The organism is Seohaeicola nanhaiensis, assembly GCF_042654245.1.
Taxonomy (GTDB): domain Bacteria; phylum Pseudomonadota; class Alphaproteobacteria; order Rhodobacterales; family Rhodobacteraceae; genus Seohaeicola_A; species Seohaeicola_A nanhaiensis.
This window is the reverse complement of sequence record NZ_JBHSGI010000032.1, coordinates 67,228-79,497: the sequence shown is the minus strand read 5'-3', so window position 1 is coordinate 79,497 and position 12,270 is coordinate 67,228. Positions and strand designations below refer to the sequence as shown.

Genomic DNA, 12,270 nt, shown 5'->3' with positions numbered 1-12,270 from the left:
GCGCGGACCGGCGGCGCGTCGCTGCCCCGGCGCAGCGCGGCGCGCCGGGCGGCGCGGGCGGCCCGGCGCCGCGGCGGCAGATCCTCGTCGTCGTCGTCGAGAAGGTCGTCGTCGAACCCGATCTCTGCCGGCTGCGATGTCTCGGCCTTGCCTTCGGCGGCGGTGCTGCGCCGCCGGGCCGGGTCCTCCTCGGGCTTGCCGTCCATGCTCATCTCTGCCTGTCGCTCGCGGCGCGAAGCCGTTTGTAATTGCCCCGTATCTCTTGCATAAAGCCCCCGCCGACGCCAGCCCGAGACACCGCCTCATGGCCGCCCTGCCCCCGCCGCAGACCCCCGCCCTGCCCCCGGCCGATGCCGGCCGGCGCCGCTTTGCGACGCTGCGCACGGTGCTGGCGCTGATGCTGCGCGAGATGTCGACCCGTTATGGCCGCACGCCGGGCGGCTATCTGTGGAGCATCATCGAGCCGCTTGGCGCCATCCTGGTCCTCAGCCTCGGATTTTCTCTGCTGATCCGCACGCCCTCGCTGGGGTCGTCCTTCCTGCTGTTCTACGCTTCGGGCTATCTGGCCTTCGACATGTATCAGACCATCTCGAACATGGTGGCCCGGGCGATCTTCTTCTCCCGCCCGCTGCTGCTCTATCCGGCGGTGACCTGGATCGATGCGGTACTGGCGCGCTTTTTGCTCAACAGCCTCACCAGCGTGGTGATCTCGGTGCTGCTGTTCAGCGGCATCCTGACGGTGATCGACCATCGCGGCACGCTCGACCTGATGCCGATCCTCGAGGCGATGGGCCTGGCGATGCTGCTCGGCCTCGGCGTCGGCACGGTGAACTGCGCGATCGCCGGTCTGTTCCCGATCTGGGAGGTGGCCTGGTCGATCATCACCCGCCCGCTGTTCCTGGCCTCGGCCATCCTCTACCTCTACGAGGATCTGCCCCAGGTCGCCCGCGAGATCCTGTGGTTCAACCCGCTGGTCCATATCACCGGCCTGATGCGCAGCGGCTTCTATTCGACCTATGGCGCCACCTATGCCAGCCCGGTCTACGTGCTGGGGATCAGCCTGGTGCTGCTGGCCTTCGGGCAGATCCTGCTGGGCCGCTATCACCGCGACATTCTGAACAGCTGAGGGTACCCCCGAAATCACTCTCCCGGGATATCCTTTTATTCAGTTGGTTGACCCACCGTCCCGGCCGGGACACCTGTCAGGACCGGGCGTAGACATCCTCGTAGCGGATGATGTCGTCCTCGCCGAGATAGCTGCCGGTCTGCACCTCGATCAGCACCATCGGCACCTTGCCGGGGTTCTCCATCCGGTGCACCGCGCCCAGCGGAATATAGACCGACTGGTTCTCGCTGATCAGCTTCACCTCGTCGTCCACCGTCACCTTCGCGGTGCCCTCCACCACGATCCAGTGCTCCGAGCGGTGGTGGTGGCTCTGCAGGCTCAGCGCCGCGCCGGGGTGGACATGGATCCGCTTGACCTGAAAGCGGGTGCCGATCACCAGGCTCTCGAACCAGCCCCAGGGCCGGTGATCCTTGGGGAAATGCGTCGCCTGCACCGCGCCCCTGGCCTTCAGCGCCTCGACCGCCTTCTTGACGTCCTGCGCCCGGTCCATCGAGGCCACCAGCACCGCGTCGTTCATCGCCACGGCGATCACGTTCTCCAGCCCGATCCCCACCACCTCGAGCCGCTCGCTCTCCGAGCGCAGCAGCGTGTCGGTGCAGTCGATCGCCGTCGCCGCCCCCGAGGTCACGACCCCCGCCGCATCCGGCCCGCTCTCGCGCCAGACCGCGTCCCAGCCGCCCAGGTCCGACCAGCCCGCGGCGAAGGGCACCACGCTCAGGTTGTCGGCCCGCTCCATCACCGCATAGTCGATCGAGATATCCGCCGCCCCGCCCCAGGCCGCGGGGTCGAGCCGCAGGAAGCCGAGGTCGGGCCGGCCCTGGTCCACCGCCGCCTGAACCGGGGCCAGCAGATCGGGCGCATGGGCGCGGAAGGCGGCAAGGATCGTCTGCACCGAGAACAGGAAGATCCCGGCGTTCCACAGATAGGTCCCGGCCGCCACCATCTCGGCGGCGCGGGCGGCGTCGGGCTTCTCGACGAAGCGCTTCAGCGCCAGGGGGTGCGCCGCGAACCCTTCGGGATCGCCGGCCAGCTCGAGATAGCCATAGCCGGTCTCGGCATGGGTCGGCTTGATCCCGAAGGTCACCAGCTGCCCCGCGCGCGCCGCCACGGCCCCGGCCTCGACCGCCGCGCGGAAGGCGGCCGCGTCGGGCACCACATGGTCCGAGGGCGCCACCAGCATCAGCGCCTCGGGGTCGGTCTTCTCCAGCCAGAGCGCCGCCGCCAGCACCGCGGGGGCGGTATTGCGCCCCTCCGGCTCGATCAGGATCGCGCCCGGGTCGATCCCCGCCGCCGCCAGCTGTTCGGTCACGATAAAGCGGAAATCCGCATTGGTCAGAACCAGCGGCGCGGCAAAGCCTGCGCCCGAGAGCCGCTTGGCCGAGGCCTGGAACAGCGTCGTCTCGCCCACCAGCGGCACGAACTGCTTGGGATAGGACTTGCGCGAGAGCGGCCAGAGGCGGGTGCCGGAGCCACCGCAGAGAAGCACGGGGGTAATCATAACGAGGACTTGAGCCGATCCAGAATGCGTTGCCCCCGATGTATCCCCCGATTGATACCGCGAATTCAAGCCGCAATGGTGCCCGGCGGCGGCGCAGGTGGCTGGACGATCCCCCGGTCCAGCCCTTAGGAAGGGCCATGACCGATCCCGCCCCTCCCCGCCTCATCCTGGTCGCCGGCGTGCCGCGCTCGGGCAGCACCTGGGCCTTCAACGCCGCACGCCGCCTGCTCGGGCAGGCCCCCGGCGGGCTGCATGCCGCCTGGGTCGCCGACCGCGACCCGCACCACCCCGCGCGCACCCATCTGGTCAAGGCGCACCAGCCCGGCGAGGTGGATTTCGCCCCCGACCTGGTGCTGACCACGCGGCGGGCGGCCGAAGAGTGCCTCGCCTCGCTGATCCGGATGGGCTGGCTGGCGGACGACCCGGCCGCGATCCGCCGGGCCTGGGTCCATCACAACAGGCTCTACACAAGCTGGAAAGCGCGAAGCGACCATGAGATCTCCTATGCCGGGATGATCGCCGACCCGGCCCGCGAACTGACCCGGCTGGCGGCGGCGCTGGAGGTGGATCTTTCGGCGCAGGACGCCGGCCGGATCGCCGCCGAGCTGGCGGCGATGGAGGCGCCCGAGACAGGCACCTACGACCCCGAAACGCTGCTGCATCCCGGCCACCGCGCCGCGCCCGGCGCGGCGGGGCGCCGGGCCGAGGAGATCCTGCGCCTCCTGCAGGGCTGAGCGCGCCGGCTCAGAGGATCAGCAGCGGCTCCAGCCGGGCGATTTCCAGCTGCATCGTGTCGTTGTGGAAGAACAGGTTCAGCTCGCAGGCCCGGCTGGCGGCCAGGCGGTCGCGGTCGAGCGGCAGCCAGGCAAGGTGCCGGCGCGGTCCGCCGGCCAGCACCACCGGCTCGGGAGGGGCGACATCGACCGTCCCGCCACCGCCGGCGACATAGCGCAGGGTGGGCGTGAAGGACAGCGCGCCCCGCGCCGTCGCCTCGACCATCAGGCCCAGGTACCGGCCGCGCGCCAGGGTCTCGACCGGCAGTCGCAGTCCCAGCGCCGACCAGGCGCCGCTGTCGCCCGCCTCCAGGCGCAGCACCATGCGCCCCTCCTCCGGCTGGCAGGTCAGCGTGGCCCGACCGCCGGGGTCGGCCGAGAGCCACAGGTCGGGTCCGAGATCGAGATGACCGGCCCTCACGGCGCCGCCCTGCAGCGCGGCGATCTGCGCGGTCAGCGCGGCAAAGGCGCCGCCCTCGGAAGATGTCTCTGTCTGGGTCAAGGGGTTTTCCTTTCGTCCCGACCGGTCCGGCGCGCACAGGGGCACATCCGTCGAAGGTCAGCCTGCGGCCGCGCTCAGGCCTCGCGAATTTCATAGCCCAGATTGATGAAATCGTCTTTGTAGAGACTGTTCACAAGGGCGTAGGTGGCAGGCGTGTAATGGATGTCGAGCTTGCGCGTGGCATGGGTCGGCGCAAATCCGATGTCCTTCTGCGAGGGGAAGGGAATGTCGCAGCCCATCTTGTCCAGCAGGACGGGCGCATCCTCCGCCAGCCGCTCGAAACGGCCGACATAGTCGAAGCTCACCTCGGGCCAGTGCAGCATCAGCGTCTGCGACCGCCAGTGGCCGTCGTCGCGCAGCGGCGTGGCGGCGTCGCGCACCCAGAGAAGAAAGACCTCGAAATTCACCTCGGGATAGACTGCGGTGTCGAGCCTGCGCTGGCGAAAGCGGTCGATCGCCCGGGCGACGGTGATGAAGTGGTTCTCGTTCTCCTGCGGCTCGCCCGGGGGCAGGCGCGAGGCGACCTTGTTGAGATAGGCCGAGAGCACCCGGGAATAGGGATCGCGCACGAAGGTGTATTTCGGAACAGACGGATCCGCCACCAGCGCGCGGTCGCCGGGATCTTCAAGATCGAGATAGGTCAGCCCGCTGTTCTTCACGTCATGGGCCAGGCGGGCGTTCAGGTGGTTGGGCTGGCCTGCGAGATAGCGCAGGATCGACTTCCAGTTGGTGCAGCCGACCTTGGGGATGAAGGCGAAAATGAAGTTCTGTTCGCGCGCATGAATGAAGTTGCGGTACTTCTTGCGCCGGGGCGCCTGCTCTGCCGGGATGTCGGTCATGTCGTCAGACTCCATAGAGTTTGCTTTCGTAGGGCAGCATCGTACGGATGCGGGCGAGTGCCTCGGGCCCCAGCGGCGGCAGATCCGCCTCGTGCGACTGGTTGACATGGCGGACCGGCACCGGTCGCCCCACCTTCTCGCTGATCCAGTCGGCCAGCCGCTGCGGCTCTTCGATGCGGAACACCTCGTCGACGGCGAGCGATCCGTCGCGGTTCATGGCACAGAACTCGAAGCTCAGATGCGACAGGTCGCGCCCCGAGGGCCATTCCGGCGCCAGCGCGGACCAGGCGGGATTGGCGCCCAGCCGGCCCTCGAAGAGCCAGCGTTCGAAACCCATCGGCTGGCTGGCGTCCCAGCCGGGCGCGAAGTTGTAGCGGCTCTGCAGGTCCGGCTTGAAGAACTTGTGATAGGACCACAGCATCTCGACCGGGTGGCGCACCGTGATGATATATTCGAGCGCATCGGCGTCATGGCCGGCCTCGCGCAGCAGCTGCTTGAGATAGGGCGCGGTGAGATGGGGATGGAAGGGCGGCCGCTCGCCGCCCATGTTGACCGCGATGTCGCCCGCCGCGGGATCGAGCAGCGGGTCGAGCATCCGGCGCAGGCTGGTCGAGCCGCAGCGCGGCTTGGACAGGGCCGCGAACCCCTTCGAGAACAAAACCCGCATGTCGTGTCAGAAGTCCTTGCCACTCATCTCGACCACCATCTGCTGCGGCGCCATCCGCATCGCCAGTTCCGAGAACGAGCTCCAGGTCGATCCCAGAAGCAGCGGCGCCCGGCCCAGCAGCAGTGCGTCGGCCAGGGCATAGCGCAGCTGGGCCGCCGAACGGTCATAGACGGCACGTTCCAGCATGGCAAGGCGATCGCCATAGCAGGCACGGAAGGCCTCGTAGGTCTCGGGCGCATCCGCCGCGAGGAAGATGCGTCCGGCCCGGCCCTCGGCCGTCAGCGCGTCGATACGTTTCAGGAAATGGTTGAAATGGCTCTTCTCGCGCCAGTGCGCGATGGCCGCATGACCCTCGGCGCTCCAGTTGCCGTCCGAGGCCTCCCAGGGCAGGTGTTCGTAGGCCGCACCGCCCGCCATGCGGACATGGGCGCTGATGTCGTTGGGATGGCGCACCCCGGCCATCATCTCGCGCACCTCCGCCACCGGCGTCAGGCCGCGCAGCCAGCGGTTCTCGCTCTCCCAGTCGGTCAGCGGCGAATTCATCACATAGGCCGAGCGCAGGTAGAGATCGCCCGGCGCATCGACCGCGACCGGGGCGTCCTTGGCGGCGCCCTCCTCGACTTCCATGTAGTTGTAGAGCCTGATTCCGCGCCCTTCGGCCTCGGCCGGGAAAGCCTCCTCGATCACCGCGCCGGCATAGTCGAACAGGTCGGCGAAGCGGCCGTCGCAATGGGCGTCGGGCTGCCAGACCACCACCAGTTCGCGCTCCGTTCGCTCGGCGATCACCGCCGCCGAGGCGATGGCGCGCAGCCGGTTGCCCAACCCGTGCTGGCCGTCGGCGAAGATCCGTCCGCGCACGGCGGCAAGCGCCGGAGCGGCGGGACCGGACCGGTTCAGCGCCGCCACCGTCGCCGCCGTCCAGGCCAGCGCGCGCCAGCGGCGCGCCGCCGGCGCCGCTCCCTGCAGATCGGCGACCCCGACCTCCGGCGGCAGCGCCGGCAGGTGCCTGGCGGGGATGTAGGCGCAGGCACGGGCCGCCTCGGGCTCGGGATCGGCCAGCGCCTGCCCGGGCCCCGAGATCACCACCGCCATGCCGCGTTCCGCCGCCAGCGCGGTCAGCCGGGCAAAGGCCGCAGCCCCGCCCGCGGGGCCGGCGATGCCCTCGGCGCCGGTGCGCAGCAGCAGCCAGCCGCCGGGCGCGGCGAGCTGTTCGGGCGCATTCCCCCGCGCCAGTTCCACGTCGAGCGGACCCAGGTCGGCAAAGGGCCGCGCCAGCAGCAGGGCGAGCCGCCCGCGATCGAGATCGAGCACCTGCGGCCCCAGCCGCCAGGAGGTCAGTTCGAGCCGGGCGTAATGGTCGACATCGGCCTCCACCTGGGCCGGGACCGGATGCGGCAGCCAGCCGGCGCGGACCAGGGCAAGGTCGCCGGTCCCGCCCCGGGTCACCTCGAAAGGCATCAGCGTCTTCCGGGTATCCCATTGGGGCATGATATGGGCGAGCAGCCGGTTGCGGCGGATCTTCTGCATGGTGTCGCGCGCCAGTTCCTCGCCCGCGCTGTCCCCCCCGCCCGCCTCGCCCAGCCGTTCGGCATCGGAATGCGGCAGATGCCGGATGGTGCCGCGCGCCACGTCGCGGCGCACCGCCCCCGCCTGGTCGAGCCGGTCATAAAGATCGTCGTCGTCCCAGCCATAGGTGGTGATGAATTCGTTGAACCCCGCCACCGCCGCCAGATCGGCGCGGTGCAGGTAGAAGAAGCCGTTGACATGGGCCTGGTCCTCGCCCGCCGTGCGCCAGTTGCCGGCAATATACTGCCCGGGGGCCAGCGGGTTCCGGGCAAAGAAATCCGGGCTCAGCACGATATCGGCGTCGGCCTTCAGGATGCGGTCGCCCGAGGCTGCGCGAAACCCCAGGTTGCAGGCCCAGGACAGGATCCATCGCGGCTCGTTTTCGACCCTGACAACGCGGATTCGCGAGTCGTCGATCCCATCCGCCGTCAGCGCCTCGCGCACCGGACGGGTCGAGGACCAGTCGACGATGACGATCTCGTCGATCTCGGGGCAGACCAGCCAGGAGGCCAGCGCGCGCTTGAGATTGGCCTCGCGGTTCATGCAGCAGGTGACCAGGCTCAGACCCGTCTGCCCGGCCGCCGGAGCAAAGCCCGGCATCGCCCCCGCCGGCACTTCCTGCGGTGTGAAGGGCGCGAGATCCAGCCCGTCCCGGTCGAGGCCGAAGCGTTCGGCCAGCAGCTCCAGCATGCCGGTGCGCGCGCGCTCCGCCTCGGGCGCGCCGGGCGCGCGGCGGCGGGCCAGCGTGGCGATCAGCCGGTTGGCGGCGGCGATATCCCCGCCCAGGGCGGCCTCGCGCAGGGCATCGAACTGCCGCCAGAATGTCGTGACATCGCCGTCCATGCGCGCTCTCTTGCCCCGGTCGGATCCGGACTCCGACCCAATCGCCTGTCCTTAGCCCGAGAGCGGCCGCCCTGACAACCACAGGGGGAGCAGACCGGCCCTTTGCCGCCGCCGCCTGCCCGGATTTCCGGCGGATGCAATTCGCCATGGACAAGCCGGTGGCGCATTGCCACTAACCGGCAGGATCTGTTCCGGAGCTGCCGCCGCCATGACCGCCGCCCTTGCCCCCGGTCTCGCCCGCCTGCGCGACAGCCGCGCCGACGGGCCGCTGGCCGCCACGGAAACCGCCTTCGTTCCCGGCATTGCGCTGCATGCCGACCCGGGCCTGGCGCTGGCCGGGCGCTTCCGCTCGCCCGCCGGGCGGCTGCTCGAGCTCGAGGCCACGCCGGGCGGGACCGGCTGGATCGGCCTGCATGTCGCTCTCGACACCGCCTCTCTGCCCGAAACCGGCTGGCTTGGCCTCGCCTGCCAGAGCGCGGCCGCCGCGCCGATCGTGGTCCGGCCCTGCCTACGCTCGGGCACCGGGACCGGCTTTGCCGATACCTTCTTTCCCCGCCACATCCTGGCCGAGCCCGAAGCGCAGAGCCATGTCGATGCGCTGCCGCTGGCCACCACCCCGGACCTGCCCGCCGACGCGCCCTGGCGCGAACTGGTGCTGTTCCTGCCCGGTGCCCCCTTCACCTGGCACCTGCACGACCTGCGGATCTTCCTCGCATGACCCTGACCCTGGCGATCCCCTGCCACAACGACCGCGAGCCGCTGGCCGCGCTGCTGGCGCGGGCGCGGCGGCTGGGCTGTTTCGACCATGTGGTGGTGGTGGACGACGGCTCGGACCGCCCGCTTGCCGCCACCGCGCTCTGCGCCGCCGCCGGGCTCGCGCCGGAGCGGCTGACGCTGATCCGCCATGAAACCGCGCTTGGCCCCGGCGCCGCGCGCAACCGCGCCCTGGCCGAGGTCGGCACCGACCACGTGCTGTTCCTGGACGCCGACGACCTGCCGACCGCCGAACTGCCCTTACTGATGGAGGACCTTGCCGGGCGCAGCTTCGACTTCTGCCTCTTCGCCCATCACGACACCCGCCGCGCGCAGGACCGCGCCTGGGGCCAGATGCCATGGGACCAGGCGCTGTGGGAGCGGGCGGGCGTGGCGCTCGGGGCGCTGTCGGAGGTGACATCCGAGGCGGCAACCCACCTTGCCCAGACCGCCAATTACCCCTGGAACAAGATCTATCGCACCGCCTTCCTGCGCGAGAGGGCCATCGGCTGCTCCGAGATCCTGCTGCACGAGGATGTCGAACTGCACTGGAAGAGCTTCGTGCACGCCCGCACCATCCTGGCCAGCGACCGCGTCGGCGTGATCCATGTGGTGAACCAGGGCGGCGACCGGCTGACCAACCTGGAAAGCTCCGCGCGGCTCGAGGTCTTCGGCCCCTTCGCCCGCCTCGCCGCCGAGACCGCCGGCACCCCCTTTGCCCTGCCCTTCGCCCGCTTCGCGCTGGGGCTCTGCGCCTGGATCGGCGATCATGTCGCCGCCGCGCACCGCCCCCGGCTCGCCGAGCTGACCCGCACCTTCGCCACCCGCGACCTCGCGGCGCCGGTGCGCGCGGAACTGGCCCGGAGCGACCCCGCCCTGATGGCCCGGACCCTGGGCGACCCGCCTGCCTAGAGCCGCTTTCTGAGCCAGCCGAGGAAGGCCGCGTCGGGCTTCCTCAACCGCTGCGCCCCCGTGCGCGCCCAGAGCGCGCGCCAGTCGGCGGCCAGGGCATGGACGTCCATCCCCGGCGCAAGGCGCCGCGCCTCCGCCAGCGCCGCCTCCGAGAGCACCGGCGGCGGCCCCTCGATGACGGCGGCGCGCTGGGTAAAGCGGATCAGGTCACCCGGTTCCTCGCTGAGGCGGTAGTCGGGCAGGTGGTCCGAGGTGATCATCTCGCGCAGCATGGCGCGGAACACCCGGCGGGGCGAGGCCGAGCCCGATTTCTTCAGCAGCGTATCGACCGAGACCCGCCAGCTGTCCTGGCGCCCGCAATGCTTGCGCGCCAGTTCGTAGATCCGCCGCTCCAGCGGTTTCCTGAGTCGGAAGTAGTCGCGCGACAGCGTCAGCACGGCGCGCCCCAGCACCGCCCGGTAGAGCCATTCCGACAGGGTGACCGAGACCGAGATCATCCGCCCGCCCCGGGTCTTGCGCACGATCTCCCAGCGTTCGATCAGACCGAACCCGCTGGTGGTCTCGGTCTCGCCGGTGACGATATTGGTGGTGATGCGCGTGCCGGCCAGCCGCTCGAAGGCCTCGCGCAGGCGGCGGTAGGCGTCGCCGCTGGTCTCGCGGTTGGTGGCGACCAGCAGGTCGTGCGCCTTCAGCTGCAGCGTGCGGCTGACCGCGCGGCCCGCATTCAGTGCCGCCATCAGCTGGGAGATGCAGAAGATCAGGATATCCTTGTCGTGCAGCGTCGCCAGCCCCCGGACCGAGGGCGTCACCTCGATCTCGACCCCATTGTGGGCGTATTTCAGCACCCGCAGATCGGGCCGTGTCGCCAGCGAAAACAGCGGGTGCTCCATGCTGGCCAGGTCGTCCTTGGGGATCGCGTCGAAGACATCGCAGAGGAAGAAATCACCCTGCTCCCTGCGGTCGGGCATCAGCCCGCCGGCGCCTGTCCCTGCCCTGCTCATGGGTCGTTTCCCGACTCGGTTTTTTCGTGGTTTCGATGACGCCCAGCCTAGAGTTATCCACAAGGGCGGGCAACGGGGGTTCGGAGTCGGCGCATCGGGGGAACGGAGTCATCCTATCGGGGGTTCAGAGTCGCCTGAAGCCCGTCGAGCAGGCCCCTGCCCCTGTAAAACAAGGGCAGACTCCGAACCCCGAAAATCCCGTAACACTTAAATAACACATTCCTAACGGATAAAAAAATTCGCGCAGCACGCCGATCTGGGGTATCAATAGGTGTCATCCCACAAGATTTGCTGAGAAAAACCGCTGGACATGCGGCTTTTTCTTCCATGTGCCGCCTTTTGTGGTATCCTGACAAAAACGCGGCATGTCGAGCATATCATGGCCAGAGATCTTCCCCAGGCGCCTTCCGCGCTGCCCCCCTATTTCAACATCGACGCCGATGCGGCCCAGGCCGAGCTGGAGGCGCCCACCAGCACCGCCGGCTTTGCCCGCATCGCCGAGGCCTGCGCGCGGGGGCGCGCCGATCTCGCCAGCCGGGGGCTGGATGCCGAGGGTCGCAAGCAGCTGCGCCTGTTCTCGACCTGGGAGATCACCCGCTATCTGATCCCCGTCGCCCAGGCCCATTTCCGCCGCGTGCTGCGCGCCAACCCCGACCTGCCCCAGGGCGTCAGCGACACCGAGGGCGGGGCCAAGTGGTTCTCGCTCGACGAGGTGCTGCGCCTGCGTGCCTTCTTCGGAGCGCAGGGGGCGAAGTCGAAGAACTACCTGCCCTACCGCCCCAAGGGACTGCCGGCCAAGCTGGTGGCGGTGGCCAACTTCAAGGGCGGCGTCGGCAAGACCTCGACCGCGGCCCATCTCGCCATGTCGGCCGCGCTCGACGGCTACAAGGTGCTGGTGATCGATCTCGACAGCCAGGGCTCGATGACCTCGATCTTCGGCGGCCAGGTGGCGGATGAATGGAAAACCGCCTTCCCCCTGCTCGCCCGCCATTACGGCGAACATCTGCGCGGCGAGAACCAGCGCCGGCTCGACCGGGGCGAGGCACCGCAGCCGCTGGACGAGACGCTGGCGGCGGCGCTGGAGATGACCGCCGCCGACGTGATCCAGCCGACCCACTGGCCCAACATCGACCTCATCGGCGCCCAGCTGAACCTCTACTGGGCCGAGTTCCAGATTCCGGTCTGGCGCATGGCAGCCCGCGGCTGGCGGCTGTGGGATGCGCTGACCGACCGGCTTGAGGCCGACGGGGTGCTCGACCGCTATGACGTCATCTTCATCGATACCCCCCCGGCGCTTGGCTATCTCACCATCAACGGGCTGGCGGCGGCCGACATCCTGCTGGTGCCGCTTGGCGCCTCCTTCCTCGAGTTCGATTCCACCGGCCGTTTCTTCGACATGCTGCATTCGACCTTCCACTCGATCGAGGAGGGCGAGAACATGGCGGCCCGCGCCCTGGGCCGCCCGGGGCTGGCCTTCGAGTGGGACGCGGTGCGCGCGGTCATCACCCGTTACGACGGCGCCCAGCAGGGCGAGCTGGCGGCGCTGATGCAGGCCTATCTCGGGCGCACGCTCTCGCCGCACCGGCAGGATTTCACCGCGCTGATCGGCCAGGCGGGCGAGCAGGTCTCGGGCATCTACGAGGCCGATTACCGCGACTTCAATCGCGAGACCTATGCCCGCGGGCGCGAGACGTTTGATGCGACCTATGCCGCCTTCAAACGGCTGCTGCTGGGCATCTGGCGACGCGAGGAACGGGCCGCGCAAGACACTGAACTGGCCGGTTAGAGCC

General features: G+C 69.5%; 12 protein-coding genes. 5 read left to right on the top strand and 7 right to left on the bottom strand.

The window, feature by feature from the left end:
- Positions 1–206: hypothetical protein (locus tag ACFO5X_RS21180; RefSeq protein ID WP_380721032.1), on the bottom strand; the 206-nt coding region annotated here is incomplete at its 3' end.
- Positions 207–304: 98 nt separating this feature from the next.
- Here ACFO5X_RS21180 and ACFO5X_RS21175 point away from each other — a divergent pair.
- Positions 305–1,126, top strand: coding sequence for an ABC transporter permease (locus tag ACFO5X_RS21175; protein ID WP_380721029.1), 822 nt, complete (start codon positions 305–307; stop codon positions 1,124–1,126).
- A gap of 76 nt (positions 1,127–1,202) precedes the next feature.
- On the opposite strand, the gene ACFO5X_RS21170 is transcribed toward ACFO5X_RS21175, so the two are convergent.
- A complete protein-coding gene (locus ACFO5X_RS21170) occupies positions 1,203–2,624 on the bottom strand; it encodes a mannose-1-phosphate guanylyltransferase/mannose-6-phosphate isomerase (protein WP_380721025.1) in 1,422 nt (473 codons plus the stop codon).
- Between the two features lie 137 nt (positions 2,625–2,761).
- Between ACFO5X_RS21170 and ACFO5X_RS21165 the strand changes: the two genes are divergently transcribed.
- Positions 2,762–3,358 (top strand): hypothetical protein, encoded by a 597-nt coding sequence (locus ACFO5X_RS21165; RefSeq protein WP_380721019.1) that lies wholly within the window; start codon positions 2,762–2,764, stop codon positions 3,356–3,358.
- A gap of 10 nt (positions 3,359–3,368) precedes the next feature.
- Here the strand turns inward: ACFO5X_RS21165 and ACFO5X_RS21160 are convergent, their stop codons facing one another.
- The 4 genes from ACFO5X_RS21160 to ACFO5X_RS21145 all read right to left on the bottom strand — a co-directional run bounded on the left by ACFO5X_RS21160 (position 3,369) and on the right by ACFO5X_RS21145 (position 7,814).
- The gene (locus tag ACFO5X_RS21160) at positions 3,369–3,899 is read right to left on the bottom strand and encodes a hypothetical protein (protein ID WP_380721016.1); all 531 of its coding nucleotides are present in this window, start codon (positions 3,897–3,899) and stop codon (positions 3,369–3,371) included.
- 74 nt (positions 3,900–3,973) lie between these two features.
- Positions 3,974–4,738: a sulfotransferase family protein gene (locus ACFO5X_RS21155; protein WP_380721013.1), complete on the bottom strand. Its 765-nt coding sequence runs from the start codon at positions 4,736–4,738 to the stop codon at positions 3,974–3,976.
- 4 nt (positions 4,739–4,742) lie between these two features.
- Positions 4,743–5,405 carry a hypothetical protein gene (locus ACFO5X_RS21150; protein WP_380721010.1) on the bottom strand — a complete coding sequence of 221 codons (663 nt, stop codon included), beginning with the start codon at positions 5,403–5,405 and terminating at the stop codon, positions 4,743–4,745.
- A 6-nt stretch (positions 5,406–5,411) separates the two neighbouring features.
- On the bottom strand, positions 5,412–7,814 hold the full coding sequence (locus tag ACFO5X_RS21145; RefSeq protein WP_380721007.1) for a glycosyltransferase: 2,403 nt from the start codon (positions 7,812–7,814) through the stop codon (positions 5,412–5,414).
- A 208-nt stretch (positions 7,815–8,022) separates the two neighbouring features.
- On the opposite strand from ACFO5X_RS21145, the gene ACFO5X_RS21140 reads away from it, so the two are divergent.
- On the top strand, positions 8,023–8,532 hold the full coding sequence (locus ACFO5X_RS21140; protein WP_380721004.1) for a hypothetical protein: 510 nt from the start codon (positions 8,023–8,025) through the stop codon (positions 8,530–8,532).
- A complete protein-coding gene (locus tag ACFO5X_RS21135) occupies positions 8,529–9,479 on the top strand; it encodes a glycosyltransferase family 2 protein (RefSeq protein ID WP_380721001.1) in 951 nt (316 codons plus the stop codon). Before ACFO5X_RS21140 ends, ACFO5X_RS21135 begins: the two co-directional genes overlap by 4 nt.
- Here ACFO5X_RS21135 and ACFO5X_RS21130 read toward each other — a convergent pair.
- On the bottom strand, positions 9,476–10,480 hold the full coding sequence (locus ACFO5X_RS21130) for a replication initiator protein A (protein ID WP_380720998.1): 1,005 nt from the start codon (positions 10,478–10,480) through the stop codon (positions 9,476–9,478). The two genes, ACFO5X_RS21135 and ACFO5X_RS21130, sit on opposite strands and share 4 nt — an antisense overlap.
- A 379-nt stretch (positions 10,481–10,859) precedes the next feature.
- On the opposite strand from ACFO5X_RS21130, the gene ACFO5X_RS21125 reads away from it, so the two are divergent.
- Positions 10,860–12,266, top strand: a complete 1,407-nt coding sequence (locus tag ACFO5X_RS21125) for an AAA family ATPase (RefSeq protein ID WP_380720995.1) — start codon at positions 10,860–10,862, stop codon at positions 12,264–12,266.
- The last annotated feature ends 4 nt before the right edge of the window (positions 12,267–12,270 follow it).

Coding starts and splice junctions, on each gene's coding strand:
- ACFO5X_RS21175 (WP_380721029.1), top strand. CDS start 305: ATGGCCGCCCTGCCCCCGCCGCAGACCCCCGCCCTGCCCCCGGCCGAT.
- ACFO5X_RS21170 (WP_380721025.1), bottom strand. CDS start 2,624: ATGATTACCCCCGTGCTTCTCTGCGGTGGCTCCGGCACCCGCCTCTGG.
- ACFO5X_RS21165 (WP_380721019.1), top strand. CDS start 2,762: ATGACCGATCCCGCCCCTCCCCGCCTCATCCTGGTCGCCGGCGTGCCG.
- ACFO5X_RS21155 (WP_380721013.1), bottom strand. CDS start 4,738: ATGACCGACATCCCGGCAGAGCAGGCGCCCCGGCGCAAGAAGTACCGC.
- ACFO5X_RS21150 (WP_380721010.1), bottom strand. CDS start 5,405: ATGCGGGTTTTGTTCTCGAAGGGGTTCGCGGCCCTGTCCAAGCCGCGC.
- ACFO5X_RS21145 (WP_380721007.1), bottom strand. CDS start 7,814: ATGGACGGCGATGTCACGACATTCTGGCGGCAGTTCGATGCCCTGCGC.
- ACFO5X_RS21140 (WP_380721004.1), top strand. CDS start 8,023: ATGACCGCCGCCCTTGCCCCCGGTCTCGCCCGCCTGCGCGACAGCCGC.
- ACFO5X_RS21135 (WP_380721001.1), top strand. CDS start 8,529: ATGACCCTGACCCTGGCGATCCCCTGCCACAACGACCGCGAGCCGCTG.
- ACFO5X_RS21130 (WP_380720998.1), bottom strand. CDS start 10,480: ATGAGCAGGGCAGGGACAGGCGCCGGCGGGCTGATGCCCGACCGCAGG.
- ACFO5X_RS21125 (WP_380720995.1), top strand. CDS start 10,860: ATGGCCAGAGATCTTCCCCAGGCGCCTTCCGCGCTGCCCCCCTATTTC.